The organism is Clostridium nigeriense (assembly GCF_050585245.1).
GTDB lineage: Bacteria > Bacillota > Clostridia > Clostridiales > Clostridiaceae > Clostridium > Clostridium nigeriense_A.
Genome location: NZ_JBNOOF010000056.1, coordinates 1 through 448, shown reverse-complemented (window position 1 = coordinate 448; position 448 = coordinate 1). Strand labels below are relative to the sequence as shown.

Annotated in this window: 1 pseudogene; it reads left to right on the top strand. The window is 27.5% G+C overall.

From position 1 onward, the window contains the following. Window positions 1-136 precede the first annotated feature (136 nt). A pseudogene (locus tag ACQPUY_RS17815) lies at window positions 137-448 on the top strand (IS21 family transposase); the annotation flags it as partial.

Here is a 448-nt window from a genome sequence, read left to right as displayed (position 1 = left end):
TGTATAGGGGAGACTATAAGTAGACCATAAATTTCATTAAAAAGTAAGCCACCCTTCATAAAAAAAGCCTCTAAAACACATAATAAATTGGAAATAATATTATGTATTAGAGGAAGTGTGGAAGGTGATTAATTTGATGAATAAACAAGATATTATTCTAATGTATATTAGAGATAAAAAATCCAAGAGATGTATATCCCGTGAAACTGGCTTTGCCAGGAAAACGGTTGATAAGTATATAAATGATTATGAAGCTAATTTATTAGAGTTAGGCATTGATGATAATGATAATATAAAACATCAAGAATTAATTCAACAGCTTACAGATAAACCAAAATACAAATCATCTCCAAGAATAAAAACTGTTGTTACAGATGCTTTAATTAAGCGTATTAAGTTTTATTTAGATGAAAATAAAACTAAAAGGCTAACTGGATTATCTAAGCAA